Source organism: Novosphingobium nitrogenifigens DSM 19370, from assembly GCF_000192575.1.
Classification (GTDB): domain Bacteria; phylum Pseudomonadota; class Alphaproteobacteria; order Sphingomonadales; family Sphingomonadaceae; genus Novosphingobium; species Novosphingobium nitrogenifigens.
On the sequence record NZ_GL876926.1, the window covers coordinates 553,258 to 567,189 of the forward strand.

Here is a 13,932-nt window from a genome sequence, read left to right on the forward strand (position 1 = left end):
GAAGCCTACGTACTTTCGCGCGAAGACGACGAATGCACGGATTTCCGCGTCAGACCGAAACCGGCGTTGCCTTTCGTCCCGAAGTGCCGAATACGCGCAGATAGCGTTCGATCTCGGTCGGATCACCGGTCGCCTTGGCAGGATTGTCGGACAGCTTGACCGCCGGGCGCCCATTGGCCTCGATGACCTTGCACACCAGAGAGATCGGATCGAGCCCGTCGGTGTCGAAGGGGGCGCAGCCACGGAAATCGTTGGTGAGATTTGTGCCCCAGCCAAAGCTCAGTCGGACGCGGCCATGGAAATGGCGATAGGTCGCCTCGATGCTGTCGACGTCCATCCCGTCGGAAAAGATCAGCAGTTTGCTGCGGGGATCGCGGCCTCTGGCCTGCCACCAGGCGATGATCTGTTCCCCGGCCTCGATCGGCGGGGCGCTGTCGGGGCGAAAGCCGGTCCAGTCCGCGACCCAGTCGGGTGCGTCCTTGAGGAAGGCGGCGGTGCCGAAAGCATCGGGCAGGGCGATCCGCAGGTTGCCGCCGTAATGCCCCTGCCACTCTTCAAGAACGCGATAGGGCGCGCTCGCAAGGTCGGTGTCGTCCTGTGCCAGGGCGGCCATGACCATCGGCAATTCGTGGGCATTGGTGCCGATCGCCTCGAGATCGGCGTCCATGGCGAGCAACACGTTGGACGAGCCGATGAAGCGGCGGCCCAGCCCTTCCTTGAGGGCCTCTACGCACCAGCGTTGCCACAGGAAGCCATGACGGCGGCGCGTACCGAAATCGGAAATGACGAGATCGGGCAATTGAGCCAGTCGCTCGACCTTGTCCCACAGCTTGGCCTTGGCGCGGGCATAGAGCACGTCGAGTTCGAAACGGGCGCGCCCCTTCATCGCGGCGCGCGAGCGCAATTCGTTGATGATCGCCAGTGCCGGGATTTCCCACATCATCGTGTGGGTCCATGGGCCGTGGAAGAGCAGTTCGTACTGTCCGTCGATCTTGCGCAAGTCATAGTCGGGCAGACGGAAGTCTGCGAGCCAGGCGATGAAGTCCGGGCTGAACATCTGGGTCCGGCCATAGAAGCTGTTGCCCGCGAGCCAGATCAGTTCCTTCTTGCCGAAGCGCAGCGAGCGGGCATGGTCGAGCTGGGCGCGCAGTTCTGCCTCATCGATCACGTCGGCAAGACGGACCGACGCGGTGCGGTTGATCACCTTGAACGTGGCGTGCACTTCAGGATGGAGATGGCGGACCATCTGCAACATCAGCAGCTTGTAGAAATCGGTATCGAGCAGGCTGCGTACGATCGGGTCGAGCCGCCAGTTGTGATTGTAGGTGCGCGTGGCGATATCGGTGAAGACCATGGGGACCCTGTTCAGCCGGTGACGGTGTGGAAAGCGATGTCCCGGCGGGCTCGGCTGACCGGAGCCGGGTATCGCAATCGCGTCCTCTCCCGCTTATGGTCTTGTCCCGTCCATGCCAACAGCAGACATTTGTAGAAGGCCGTCGGCGTGGAATTCGGGGGCACAGGAGACAACGGGATGATCGGTTTCGTGATCGTGGTCGACATGCAGTACGATTTCGTGGCGCCCGACGGTGCCTTGTCGGTACCCGATGCGGACAGCCTGGTCAGGCCGATGCAGGAATGGCTGGCCGAACTCGATCCGGCCCATGTCGCCGGGGTGTTGATGACCTTCGATACCCATGATCCCGAAATCTACCCGGCTTCGGCCGAAGCGGAAGAATTCCCGATCCATTGCGTGCGTGGAAGCACGGGGTGGGACAGTGTGCTCGATCCCTCGGTCATCAATCCGGCCATTCCGGTCTGGCGGCTGGAAAAGGGGGTATTCGACATGTGGGCGGAACCCGATGCGCGCCTGTCGCGGTTTGCCGATGCGACAGTGACGGTCGATCGCGATGCCTTTTTCGAGGATCTGGTCGAGCGCGGCATCGGCCCGGTGACGGTCGTGGGCGTTGCCACCGACTATTGCGTCCGCTGGGCCGTCGAAGGCCTTGTCGAGCGCGGCTTTGCCGTCGAGGTTCCTCCGGCACTGACCAAGGGCATAGGCACGGTTGCGGAGGCGATCGAATCCGAAGAGGAAGGGCCGATCACGTCATGTGGGTGACGGCAGGTTCGAATGTCGATTTTGGAAAGGGTGGTGGACGCACTAGGGCTCGAACCTAGGACCCGCTGATTAAGAGTCAGCTGCTCTACCAACTGAGCTATGCGTCCATCGCCGGTGGGCGACATGCCTTGCGGCAAGGTGGTGATTGGTGGACGCACTAGGGCTCGAACCTAGGACCCGCTGATTAAGAGTCAGCTGCTCTACCAACTGAGCTATGCGTCCACTGTATCACCCGGCTGATTTCGCTTTCGCTTCATCAGCGTGGGAGCCGTCCCTCTAACGATTTTTCACGACCTGCCAAGCCCGAATCTGCGGCTGTGGATAAAAAATTTCAGATCGATGTCAGGCCTGGGTTTCAGGCAAGACGGCCGCGTTGGGGACGCGACCAGCGGTCGACCGCCATGATCGTGCCGATGCAGATCATGTTGGTCATCATCGATGATCCGCCATGGCTGAGGAAGGGCAGGGGGATGCCCACGACCGGCGCAAGTCCCATGACCATCATCATGTTGATGCACACGTAAAAGAAGATCGTCGTCACCATTCCGGCCGCGAGCAGGCGGGAAAAGCGATCCGGCGCCCGCAGCGCGACTTTGAGGCCCCAGGTGAACACGACCGCAAAGACGGCGAGCACGAACAGCCCGCCGAGCATGCCCCATTCCTCGGCCATCGTGGCAAAGACGAAGTCGGTGTGCGATTCGGGCAGGTAGTCGAGGTGGCTCTGCGAACCGTTGCCGAAGCCCTTGCCGAAAAAGCCGCCCGATCCGATCGCGATCTTCGATTGGGTAATGTGATAGCCCGAGCCGAGCGGATCGCTTTCCGGATCGAGGAAGACGAGCACCCGTTTGCGCTGATAGTCGTGCAGGAGGAAAAAGAACGCGAGCGGCGCAGCGATCGCGCCTGCAAGTCCGCCGCCGACGAAAAGCCACATCGGCAGTCCGGCAAGGAACATCATGACCAGCGCGCCGAAGCTGATCGCAAGGGCCGTGCCGAGGTCGGGTTGCAGCATGACGAGTGCGGCCGGAATGCCGAGCAGGACCAGCGGTGGCACGATCGCGCGCCAGGCCCGGATCTCGTTGAGCGGCAGCATCGAATAGAACCATGCCAGCACGAGCACGATTCCCGGCTTCATCAGTTCCGAGGGCTGCAGCGTCATGAAGCCGAGATTGAGCCAGCGCTGGCTCCCCCCGCCGATTCGGCCGATCAGTTCGACCAGAACGAGCAGGACGCACAGCACGACATAGCCGGGCATGGCGATCCGCTTGAACCACTCCTGAGGCACGCGCCCGATCAGCATGGCCATCGTCAGAAAGCCGAAGAAGCGAATGATGTGCATCGCCGCCCACGGCTGCCAGCGTCCCCCGGCGGCCGAATAGAGCACTGCGCCGCCGAACAGGGTCAGCAGGGTCAGAGGGATGATGACTTGCCACGGCTGGCGCGAAAGCGCCTGAGGGACATAGGCGCGCGGCATCATCATTGGCCGGAGGCTCCGCTGGCGGTAGCGCCCGGCGTCTGCGGCTGGGCTGCCGGTTGGGGTGGCGACGGCGGCGCCGGTGCCGGGCCGGGCTCGGGTTCGGGCGCGGGGCTGGCTGCGTCGGTTTCCGGGCTGTCGGGCTCGGCAACCGGCTTGTTGTCCTGCTCGACTTCCTTGCTGGCCTCGTCGTCGTCGGGGGCTGCGGGAGCCGTGGCACCGTATTGCGCGGCATAGGCGGCATATTTGGCGGCCATGCGCTGTTGCAGGTTGCCGCCCCACTGGCGTTCGTATTCGTCGAGCGCCGCCATCGCCTTGGTCTGGTCGAACAGATAGGTCATGACGTCACGGGCGATCGGATAGGCCGCCGGAGAGCCGCCACCATGCTCGATCGCGACCGCGCAGGCGTAGCGCGGCTTGTCGAACGGGGCAAAGCAGATGAAGTGGCCGTGGTCGCGGTGCTTCCACTGGCCGCCCTTGCCGTTGCCGATGTTGAGGCCGACGACCTGGGCGGTGCCGGTCTTGCCCGCCATCTGCACGCCGGGAATGGGCAGGCGTGCCTTGCCCGCAGTGCCGCGTCCGTTGACCACTTCGTTCATCGCCGCATGGATGAGGTCGAGATGCTCTTGCCGGAATCCCATCGAGGGCGGCGGTGGTGCATGGCGGTCGAGCAGGAGGCGCGGCATGTGTTTCAGCCCGGACGCCAGGCGCGAGACATAGACTGCCTGCTGCAGCGGATTGACCAGCATGTAGCCCTGGCCGATCGTCGCGTTGACGGTGTCATAGACCGCCCATTCCTTGTGGTACTTGCGCAGCTTCCATGCAGGGTCGGGCACCGTGCCGTAGGACTGGCCCGGATAGGGCATCGGAAATTCCTGTCCGAGGCCCATGCGCCGCATCATTGCGGCGATCTTGTCCATGCCGATCTGTTGCGCGAAGTGATAGAAATAGACGTCGCAGGACTGGTAGATTCCCTTCATCATGTCGGTCGAGCCGTGACCATGATGGTTCCAGCAGTGGAACACGCGGTTGCCGACGCGCAGGCCGCCGGCGCAGTTGACGGCTGCATGGGGATCGAGCCCGGCCTCGAGAAAGGCGAGCGCAACCATCGGCTTGACCGTCGATCCGGGCGGATAAAGTCCGCGCAATACCTTGTTTCGCAAGGGAACATGGTCGTCTTCGGACAGCATTTTCCATTCGATACGGCCGATGCCGTCGGAAAACGAATTGGGGTCGAAACAGGGCATCGACACCATCGCCAGAAGATCGCCGGTAAGGCAGTCCATGACGACGACGCTGCCGCTTTCAAGGCCGATCCGGCGAGCGGCATATTCCTGCAGCCCGGCATGGATGGTAAGCTGGATCGGCTGGCCGGGCACGTCCTCGCGGGTGCCGAGATCGCGCACCACCTTACCACTTGCAGTGGCTTCGACCCGGCGGGCTCCGGGGACGCCACGCAGGCGAACTTCGAAAGCCTTTTCAAGGCTGTCCTTGCCGATCTTGAAGCCCGGTGTGATCAAGAGCGGATTGTGTTCGCGGACATAGTCGTCGGCCGATGCCGGGCCGACATAGCCTACCAGATGCCCGACTGCCGCGCCCGAAGGATAAAAGCGCGAATAGCCGCGCTGCGGGATCACGCCGGGCAATTCGGGCAGGCGCACGCTGACTGCGGCGAACTTGTCCCATTCGAGCTTGCTCGCGACTTCGACCGGCTGGAAACCGCGCGACTTGCCGATCTTGTCCTTGATGTCCGCGATGTGATCGGGCGTCAGGTCGAGCAGTCCCGAAAGCTTTGCGAGCGTCGTATCCGCATCGACGATGCGGTCGGGGATGAGGTCGACGCGGAAATCGGCGCGATTGGACGCGAGTGCCGCGCCGTTGCGGTCGAGAACCCAGCCGCGCCGGGGCGGGATCAGCGACAGGTTGACCCGGTTGCTTTCCGAGGCGGCCTTGTACTTGGCGTTTTCGGCAACAGCGAGATAGCCGAGCCGGGTCGCCAGCAAGAGGCCGACACCCCCCTGAATTGCGCCGAGCATGAACGTGCGGCGCTCGAACGTCTGGCTCAGGCGAGCCGCAGTCATGGGCAGTTTCTGCTTCATGGCGGGCTCAAAGCCTTCTGAGCGGCAGCAGGCGGACGCGATCGACCATGGCGACCGCCTTGTTGACCACCGGGAACAGGACCATCGCGAGCAGCCATTGCGGCCCGACGGTCAGGGGAAGGGGGTAGCCTGCAGCAAGTCCGGCAAGCCCGGACTGGAGCAGGAGATAGCCCGAAACGAGAACCACAGCAACGAGCCAGTCCTGCACGAAGCTGCGCCAGAGATAGCGTTCGTCGATCACGTCCATGGCGAGCATCGCCGCCGACCACAGCACGATGGCCGAGCCGAAGGGCTGCCCGCTGAACATGTCGTCCCATGCGCCGAGCGGGAGCCCGGCCCAGACGGGCAGGAAGCTCGGTCGCAACATGCGCCAGGCCAGAAGGGTCATGAAGGCAAGCGGCGGGATCACCGGCGCCGAGGCGATGACCGGCGAAAACGTGACCAGCGACATCGCCATGATTGAGGCCCACGGCAATCCGTTCGCAAGCCAGGGGAGCGGCGCGCGATTGATCGGGACATTGGCACCGGCCTCTGTCCCGGCGGGATTGCGCTGCGTGGAAATGCGCGGCGAAAGCGCCATGGTTCAGTTGTCGTCCTTGGGCGGCGGGCCGGCGGCCTTGAGGCTGTCGGCCATCGCCGCGACCGCCGGAGCCTTGTAGACGGGCAGGACCACCACGTAATCGGTCGCTGCCGGGTCGGCGGCGAGACGTCCTTCGGCACCGTCTCGCTGCGGTACGGACACGATCGCCACCGGAATACCGGGGGGATAGATCCCGCCGGACCCGGACGTCACGAAAATGTCGCCCGTGTGGAGCGGGTTGGTCCCCATGGTCAGCAGGCGGATCGCGATCTTGCCGTTGGCGCTGCCTTGAACGAAGCCGGGCAGGCCGTCGCTCGCGCGGCGAACCGGAACCACGTTGTCCGCGTCGCTGATGAGCAGGACGCGGGCGGTGTCGGGGCTGGTTTCGACGACTCGCCCGACAAGGCCTCCGGCTGCGCGCACCGGTTGCCCTTCGTGAACGCCATGGCCCGAACCGGCGTCGAGCACCGCATAACGGCGCGCGCTGGCGGCGGTCGATCCGATCAGGCGAGCGGCCACGACCGGCGGAGCGGCCGGATCGACGATGCCGAGCAGGGCCTTGAGGCGGCGGTTTTCTTCCTGAACGGCGCGCATGGTGACGGCATCCGCGCGGGCCGCCGCGATTTCACGCGTGAATTCCAGATTCTGGTGCCCGGCGTCGAAATAGGCGCCGATGGTCGCAAGGAGGCCGCGCCCGGAATTCCGTGCAGTGGCAGAGGCTTCGCCAACTGGAGCCGCGATCTCGCTGCCCGCGCTGCGCAGGAAGGAAAAGGCTTCCGGGTGAATCAGCGAGACGCCGAGCACGACCAGTCCCGCCACGACGCCGACGATGGCGACTACGTAGCCGGTGAAGATCCCGTACTGCGCCCTGCGCGAATAGCCCGGGCGCAAGTCTCGCGACCGCGCCATAAAACCGTTTCCTTTCTGATCGCTGCCGATGCCTGATCTTAATCGTCCAAGGCGCCGGAGACGATGAAAACTTGCTGAACGGAAAAATGCTGCCGAAAATGCGCGCCCGACCGTTCCGAAATGCCGGTCGGATCAGGGCGCATGTATTCGGTCAGGCCGTCATCAGCACGCCGCGATAGATGGGGTCTTCCATCGCACGGCCGGTGCCCAGCGCCACGCAGCTCAGCGGATCTTCGGCCACCGAAACGGGCAGGCCGGTTTCCTCGCGCAGGTGTTCGTCAAGGCCACGGATGAGCGCGCCGCCACCGGTCAGGACGATGCCCTGGTCAACGATGTCGGCGGCGAGTTCGGGAGCGGTGTTTTCCAGCGCGATGCGCACGCCTTCGACGATCGCGCCGATCGGTTCGGACAGCGCTTCGGCGACATTGGCCTGGGAAATCGTGATTTCCTTGGGGACGCCGTTCACGAGGTCGCGACCCTTGATGTGGATCGTTTCGCCCCCGTCCGCCGGGATCGTGGCGATGCCGTAATCCTTCTTGATCCGTTCGGCCGTGGCTTCACCGATCAGCAGGTTATGGTGGCGGCGGACATAAGAGACGATGGCTTCGTCCATCTTGTCCCCGCCGACGCGGACCGAGGTCGTATAGGCAAGGCCGCGCAGCGAGAGGACGGCGACTTCGGTCGTGCCGCCGCCGATGTCGACCACCATCGAGCCGACCGGTTCGGTCACCGGCATGTCGGCGCCGATTGCAGCGGCCATCGGTTCGAGGATCAGGAACACCTGGCTGGCCCCGGCATTGCTGGCCGCGTCGCGAATCGCGCGGCGTTCGACCGAGGTGGAGCCCGAGGGCACGCAGATCACGATTTCGGGATACCGCATCACGCTCTTGCGACCCTGCACCTTGCGGATGAAGTGCTTGATCATTTCCTCGGCGACTTCGATGTCGGCGATGACGCCGTCGCGCATCGGACGGATCGCTTCGATGTTGTCCGGGGTCTTGCCCATCATCATCTTGGCATCGTCACCGACGGCCTTGACTTTCTTGATCCCGTTGATGGTTTCGATGGCGACGACCGAGGGTTCGTTGAGCACGATCCCGCGATCCTGGACATAGACCAGCGTATTGGCCGTGCCGAGGTCGATCGCAATGTTCTGGGAACCGAACTTGAAGAATCGGGAAAACATCGAAGCCATCAGGAAATCCGTCGCGAATCAGCGGGTTTGCGCGCGAGGGCGCGCCCACCCGAAACAGGGTATGCAGGAGCGAAGGCGGCTCATTAGCGCAAGCCTTGCGCAAAACCCACCGAATTGTGCGACTGCGTCAGGGATAACTTGCACCATACGTCTCGAAAACAAGGGGTTTCATCGCTAGGGTCAATTCATGGCCAGCGAACCCCGCCTGATCCGCCGTTTGCCCGAGCATCTGGTTAACCGCATCGCTGCGGGTGAAGTGGTCGAACGGCCCGCCAGCGCGCTCAAGGAACTGGTTGAAAACGCTATCGACGCGGGAGCCACGCATGTGTCTGTGCGTCTTTCCGAAGGCGGGCTGTCGCTGATCGAGGTGACGGACGACGGTTGCGGCATGCGCGCCGACGAAATGGCGCTTGCGCTCGAACGCCATGCGACCTCCAAGCTGCCCGAAAGCCTGATCGGCGAGGAAAGTGCGCTCGAACGTGTCATCACGCTGGGGTTCCGGGGCGAGGCACTGCCCTCGATTGCGTCCGTCGCGCGGCTGACGATCGAAAGCCGTTCGCGCGAGACGGGTGAAGCGTGGAAACGGGTGGTCGATCACGGCGATCTCGTCGGTGACGGTCCGGCTGCCTTGCCGCCCGGAACTCGCGTGCGGGTGGAGGACTTGTTCGGGCGCGTTCCGGCCCGGCGCAAGTTTCTCCGTTCGGCGCGGTCGGAATGGGCCGCCGCGCTCGACGTGGTGCGGCGCCTCGCGATGGCGCGACCGGACATCGGTTTTACGCTCGAACACGATGGCCGCCGGGCCTTGCAGGTTCAGCCGGGTGAACGGCTCGACATGCGCGTCGCGCAACTGGTCTCGCGTGACCTGATTTCCAATTCGGTTGCGGTCGATCTGGTACGCGGCGATTACCACCTGATCGGGGTTGCGGGCCTGCCGACGTACAATCGCGGCGTTGCCGATCACCAGTATCTTTTCGTCAATGGCCGTCCGGTGCGGGACCGTCTGCTGTTGGGGGCGGTGCGCGGCGCCTATGCCGACATGCTGGCGCGCGATCGCCATGCCGTGCTCGCGCTGTTCCTGACGCTTCCGGCAGAGGAAGTCGACGTCAACGTCCACCCGGCCAAGACCGAAGTGCGCTTTCGCGATTCGGCGCTGGTGCGGGGGATGATCGTTTCCGGGTTGCGACAGGCCTTGTCCGAAGGGGATCGCCGCTCGGCGCAGGCTCCGGACGCGACGGCGATGCAGGCTTGGCAGGTCGAGCCCGTCGCGGCGCCCGAACCGGTGTTCAGCCCAGTTCCCCCGGTGCAGAGCAACCTGTTTGCACGGCCCGCTTCTCGTCCGGCTTATGTGCCGCAGCGCCTGGGCGAGGCGGGTGTGGCCTGGCGTGGCTATGAGGCCGAGGTCATGGCCTTGCCCGAGGCGCGTGCAGAGCCTGCAACTGCGCCTGTTCCCGAAGGCGAAGCACATCCGCTGGGCGTTGCGCGCGGGCAGATCGGCAAGACCTACATCGTTGCTGAGGCGGCGGACGGGCTGGTTATCGTCGACCAGCACGCCGCGCACGAGCGACTCGTGCTCGAGCGCCTGCGCGCGGCGGGGGCCGGAGAGGGCGATGCACCGGCGCAGGCGCTGCTGCTGCCCGAAGTCGTCGAACTCGATGAGGTCGATTGCGACCGGCTGGAGGAAGCCGCGCATGAACTCGCGCGGTTCGGGCTCATTCTCGAACGCTTTGGCCCCGGTGCCGTCCTCATCCGATCGGTGCCCGCGATGCTGGGCAAGGGCGATCCGCAGGCTCTGGTGCGTGACGTTGCCGACGATCTTGCCCGCAACGGCGCGACACTGCTGGTCGGCGAACGTCTTGATCTGGTGCTGGCGACGATGGCCTGCCACGGTTCGGTGCGCGCCGGACGCGTGTTGTCGGTCCCTGAAATGAACGCTCTGCTGCGCGAGATGGAAGAGACGCCGCGGTCCGGGCAATGCAATCACGGGCGCCCGACCTGGGTCAAGCTCGCCCACGGCGACATCGAGAAGCTGTTCGGGCGAAAGTGAGCCCGATCCGCGTCAATCCGAACCGGTAGGGTCGCGGGTTTCCACCATCGCATTGCTGGTCATGCTCATGACCATGACCCCGTCCTGATTGAAGACGCGCGTGGTCGAGCGATAGATCCCGCGTTCGGGCCTGGTCTTGCTGCGTCGTTTTTCGAGGATCTCGGTTTCGACGCGAAGAGTGTCGCCGGGATAGACCGGGCGGTGCCAGCGAAGTTCGTCGACTCCCGGCGAACCAAGGCCGCGATGCCCGGTCTTTTCCTGCTGCTCGACCAGCATGGCCATGGTCATGGCGCAAGTGTGCCAGCCGCTTGCCGACAGGCGTCCGAAATGGGTCTGGGCGGCTGCGGCGTCGTCGAGGTGAAACGGTTGGGGATCGTATTTGGACGCGAATGCGACCACTTCCTCCCGCGTCACCGGATAGGAGCCGAAATGGGACACGACGCCCACGACCAGATCTTCGTAGAACTGCATGAGAAAGGGGTGTGCCCGGCGGACACACCCCTGTCAATGAATCTTAATTGGATGATTAAACGTTGAACTTGAAATGCATGACATCGCCGTCCTTGACGACGTAGTCCTTGCCTTCCTGCCGCAACTTGCCCGCGTCGCGCGCGCCGGTTTCGCCGCCGAGCGAGATGTAGTCGTCAAAGGCGATGGTTTCGGCGCGGATGAAGCCGCGTTCAAAGTCGGAGTGGATCGCGCCCGCCGCCTGCGGCGCGCGCGCGCCCTTGTGTACGGTCCAGGCCCGCGCTTCCTTGGGGCCGACGGTGAAGAACGTGATCAGGTGAAGCAACTCGTAACCGGCGCGGATCACGCGGTTGAGACCGGTTTCGTGAAGGCCCATTTCCTCGAGGAAAGCCAGGCGTTCATCTCCGTCCATGCCGACGAGATCGGCTTCGATGGCGGCCGAGACGATCACGGCCTCGGCGCCTTCGGCCTTGGCCTTTTCAAAGACGCGCGCGGAAAAGGCGTTCCCGTTCGACGCGCTTTCTTCCTCGACGTTGCAGACATAGAGTACGGGCTTTGCCGTCAGCAGCTGGGCCTGACGGAACACGCGCGCTTCTTCTTCGTCCTTGGGTTCGGTCAGGCGCGCGGGCTTGCCTTCGCGGAGCAGTTCGAGCGCCTGACCCAGCACGGAAGCCATGATCTTGGCTTCCTTGTCGCCGCCGGTCGCTTTCTTTTGGGCTGCCGGAACGCGCTTTTCGAGGCTGTCGAGATCGGCCAGCATCAGCTCGGTCTCGACGGTTTCGGCGTCCGAGATCGGGTCGACGCGATTGTCGACGTGCTGGATGTCGTCGTTTTCAAAGCAGCGCAGGACGTGGACGATCGCGTCCACTTCGCGAATGTTGCCGAGGAACTGGTTGCCCAGACCTTCGCCCTTCGACGCGCCGCGTACCAGACCCGCGATGTCGACGAAGCCGAGCTGGGTCGGAATGATCTTCTGGCTGCCCGCGATTTCGGCAAGCTTGTCGAGCCGGGAGTCGGGCACGCCGACGTTGCCGACGTTCGGTTCGATCGTGCAGAACGGGTAATTGGCCGCCTGCGCCGCCTGCGTTTCGGTCAACGCGTTGAACAGGGTCGATTTGCCGACATTGGGCAGGCCCACGATCCCGCAGCGAAAACCCATGAGTGTTTCATCCTTGCTGGGTCGCCTTGTGCCCGGTGGGCGCGACCGTTTGACTTTGGGCGCGCGATGGGGTCCCTTTGCCCCGAGGTCAAGGGGGGACAGGCGCCTGAACCGCCCGGTCGGACTTCCTTCATCGAAAGTTCAAGGCTTGCTGACACTGTCCGCCCCGTGATGAAACGCTCTGTGAACCTTGTTCTGTGTCTGGCGCTGCCGCTGTCGACGCTCGCTGGATGTCATCGCGTCGACCCGGTCGCCCGTTTCGCCGATGCCCGGCAGGCTTTCGCAGCCGAGGATTACGGCCGTGCCCGGACGGCGGTGCTGGCCGCGCTCGATGCCGATGAGAACAATCGGGACATGTTGCTTTTGCTCGCTCGCACGGACCTTGCCCTTCATGACGGCGATGGGGCGCAGACGGCGCTCGGCCGCCTGCGCGATGCCGGTGCAAAAGGGCAGGACCTTACCGAAATGACTGCGGAAGCCGCGCTGTTGCGGGGGCAGGGCCCCGAAGCCCTGCGTCTTCTGGCTGGTGACCAGCGGCCTCAGGCATGGCGTCTGCGTGCGGCGGTGGCCCAGGCAGACGGCGACAGTGGAGGGGCACTCGCGGCATTCCGCCACGGGATGGAAGCGGGCGACGATTACGCGCTCGCGGCAGCCTATGCACATTTCCTGCTCGAAGGAGGTGACCTCGACGAGGCCGACCGGGTTTTGGCCATCATGCGGCGCCTAGGGCCGGGGCGGCTCGACACGCTGATGACGGCGGGCCTGATCGCCCAGCACAAGGGGCAGCTCGATCAGGCTTCAGCCGCTTTTCGTCAGGCGGCAGACCGTTTCAGGACACGCCCGGAACCCATCGTGGCCCTGGCCGACATTGCGGACATGCAAGGGCATGTCGACGTTGCGGCGGGATATGCGGCCAAGGCCAATGAGCGGGCGCCGGGCGACCCACAGGTCGAGGCGCTGGTGGTGCGGGTCGCGGCCGAAAAGGGCGAGTGGCAGAAAGTACGCGACATTCTTGCCCCTCGCGAAGACTCGCTCGATGTGCGCACGTTCGAAGGGCTGGCCTATGGCGAGGCATTGCTCAATCTCGGACGGCCCGAACAGGCCCGCGCGATCTATGCGAAGGCTTTGCTGCTCTCGCCGCAGAACCCTTATGCCCGGCTGATGCTGGCCGAGTCCCAATTGGCTGCCGGAGCTTCGGCCGATGCGCTGCGCACGGTGCGTCCGCTCGCCGACAGCGTTCTGGCGGGGCAGCGTGAACTCGATCTGGCGGTGCGGGCGGCGCAGGCGGCGAGCGATCCGGTTGCGGGTGCCTATGCGGCGCGGCTGCATTCGCCTCAGCTTGCCGTCAATTCGGCTTTGTCGGGGCGGGCCATGGCGGCCCTTGCCCGTCGTGACTGGCCTGCGGTGATCGAGGCTTATCGTGCCATTCCCGGCTATGACAATGATGCCGAAGTGCTCAAGCGCATGGCTGAGGCCGAGACCGGTCTCGGGCGCCATGACGAGGCGATTGCGACTGCGGACAAGGCTCTTTTGCTCGATCCGCGCAATCCCGACATGCTGCATATGGCGGGGCTCGTCCGGCTCAATGCCGGGCGCGAGCGCGACATGGCGCAGAGCCTGATGCGCAAGGCGCTGGAGCTCGATCCGTCGAACCGGATTTTCAAGGCGGATTATGCGCGTGCCATGAATTGAGCGACCTGCAACGGACTGCAACGGATCGCGGACAGGAAAACGGCCGACAGCGCGTAGCTGCCGGCCGGTCCCTGGAGAATGATGCCCCGCATGGGGGCGCTGATGGCTGGCGCCGGTTCAGCGACGGCGACGGCGGGCAACCGCCATGCCGATGAAGCCGAGGCCCATCATGCCGAGCATGCCCGGTTCGGGAACCGCA

At 64.4% G+C, this 13,932-nt stretch carries 12 protein-coding genes and 2 tRNA genes; 3 read left to right on the forward strand and 11 right to left on the reverse strand.

Going from position 1 to position 13,932, the window contains the following annotated elements:
- Nucleotides 1–49: 49 nt before the first annotated feature.
- Nucleotides 50–1,354 (reverse strand): nicotinate phosphoribosyltransferase, encoded by a 1,305-nt coding sequence (pncB, locus tag Y88_RS02840; protein ID WP_008066095.1) that lies wholly within the window; start codon nt 1,352–1,354, stop codon nt 50–52.
- A gap of 177 nt (nt 1,355–1,531) precedes the next feature.
- On the opposite strand from pncB, the gene Y88_RS02845 reads away from it, so the two are divergent.
- The gene (locus Y88_RS02845) at nt 1,532–2,116 is read left to right on the forward strand and encodes a cysteine hydrolase family protein (protein WP_008066102.1); all 585 of its coding nucleotides are present in this window, start codon (nt 1,532–1,534) and stop codon (nt 2,114–2,116) included.
- A 31-nt stretch (nt 2,117–2,147) separates the two neighbouring features.
- Here Y88_RS02845 and Y88_RS02850 read toward each other — a convergent pair.
- The 7 genes from Y88_RS02850 to Y88_RS02880 form a co-directional block, all read right to left on the reverse strand.
- Nucleotides 2,148–2,223: transfer RNA gene (locus Y88_RS02850), tRNA-Lys, on the reverse strand.
- Between the two features lie 39 nt (nt 2,224–2,262).
- Nucleotides 2,263–2,338: transfer RNA gene (locus Y88_RS02855), tRNA-Lys, on the reverse strand.
- Nucleotides 2,339–2,471: 133 nt separating this feature from the next.
- Nucleotides 2,472–3,587: a rod shape-determining protein RodA gene (gene rodA, locus Y88_RS02860; protein ID WP_018075205.1), complete on the reverse strand. Its 1,116-nt coding sequence runs from the start codon at nt 3,585–3,587 to the stop codon at nt 2,472–2,474.
- A gap of 2 nt (nt 3,588–3,589) precedes the next feature.
- Nucleotides 3,590–5,686 (reverse strand): penicillin-binding protein 2, encoded by a 2,097-nt coding sequence (gene mrdA, locus Y88_RS02865; protein ID WP_008066104.1) that lies wholly within the window; start codon nt 5,684–5,686, stop codon nt 3,590–3,592.
- A 7-nt stretch (nt 5,687–5,693) separates the two neighbouring features.
- Entirely contained in the window at nt 5,694–6,266 is a 573-nt protein-coding gene (locus tag Y88_RS02870) for a hypothetical protein (RefSeq protein ID WP_008066105.1), read from the reverse strand.
- Nucleotides 6,267–6,269: 3 nt separating this feature from the next.
- Complete coding sequence (mreC, locus tag Y88_RS02875) at nt 6,270–7,175, reverse strand: rod shape-determining protein MreC (protein WP_008066111.1); 906 nt, start codon at nt 7,173–7,175, stop codon at nt 6,270–6,272.
- Between the two features lie 151 nt (nt 7,176–7,326).
- A complete protein-coding gene (locus Y88_RS02880; RefSeq protein WP_008066115.1) occupies nt 7,327–8,370 on the reverse strand; it encodes a rod shape-determining protein in 1,044 nt (347 codons plus the stop codon).
- A 187-nt stretch (nt 8,371–8,557) separates the two neighbouring features.
- Between Y88_RS02880 and mutL the strand changes: the two genes are divergently transcribed.
- Entirely contained in the window at nt 8,558–10,414 is a 1,857-nt protein-coding gene (mutL, locus tag Y88_RS02885; RefSeq protein WP_008066117.1) for a DNA mismatch repair endonuclease MutL, read from the forward strand.
- A gap of 12 nt (nt 10,415–10,426) precedes the next feature.
- Here mutL and Y88_RS02890 read toward each other — a convergent pair whose 3' ends face one another.
- On the reverse strand, nt 10,427–10,885 hold the full coding sequence (locus Y88_RS02890; protein ID WP_008066118.1) for a MaoC family dehydratase: 459 nt from the start codon (nt 10,883–10,885) through the stop codon (nt 10,427–10,429).
- 55 nt (nt 10,886–10,940) lie between these two features.
- Nucleotides 10,941–12,041 carry a redox-regulated ATPase YchF gene (gene ychF, locus Y88_RS02895; RefSeq protein ID WP_008066124.1) on the reverse strand — a complete coding sequence of 367 codons (1,101 nt, stop codon included), beginning with the start codon at nt 12,039–12,041 and terminating at the stop codon, nt 10,941–10,943.
- A 171-nt stretch (nt 12,042–12,212) separates the two neighbouring features.
- On the opposite strand from ychF, the gene Y88_RS02900 reads away from it, so the two are divergent.
- Complete coding sequence (locus tag Y88_RS02900; RefSeq protein WP_232280950.1) at nt 12,213–13,733, forward strand: tetratricopeptide repeat protein; 1,521 nt, start codon at nt 12,213–12,215, stop codon at nt 13,731–13,733.
- A 117-nt stretch (nt 13,734–13,850) separates the two neighbouring features.
- On the opposite strand, the gene Y88_RS19775 is transcribed toward Y88_RS02900, so the two are convergent.
- Nucleotides 13,851–13,932, reverse strand: an 82-nt coding sequence (locus Y88_RS19775) for a PEP-CTERM sorting domain-containing protein (protein ID WP_157132599.1), incomplete at its 5' end; no start/stop codon positions are given.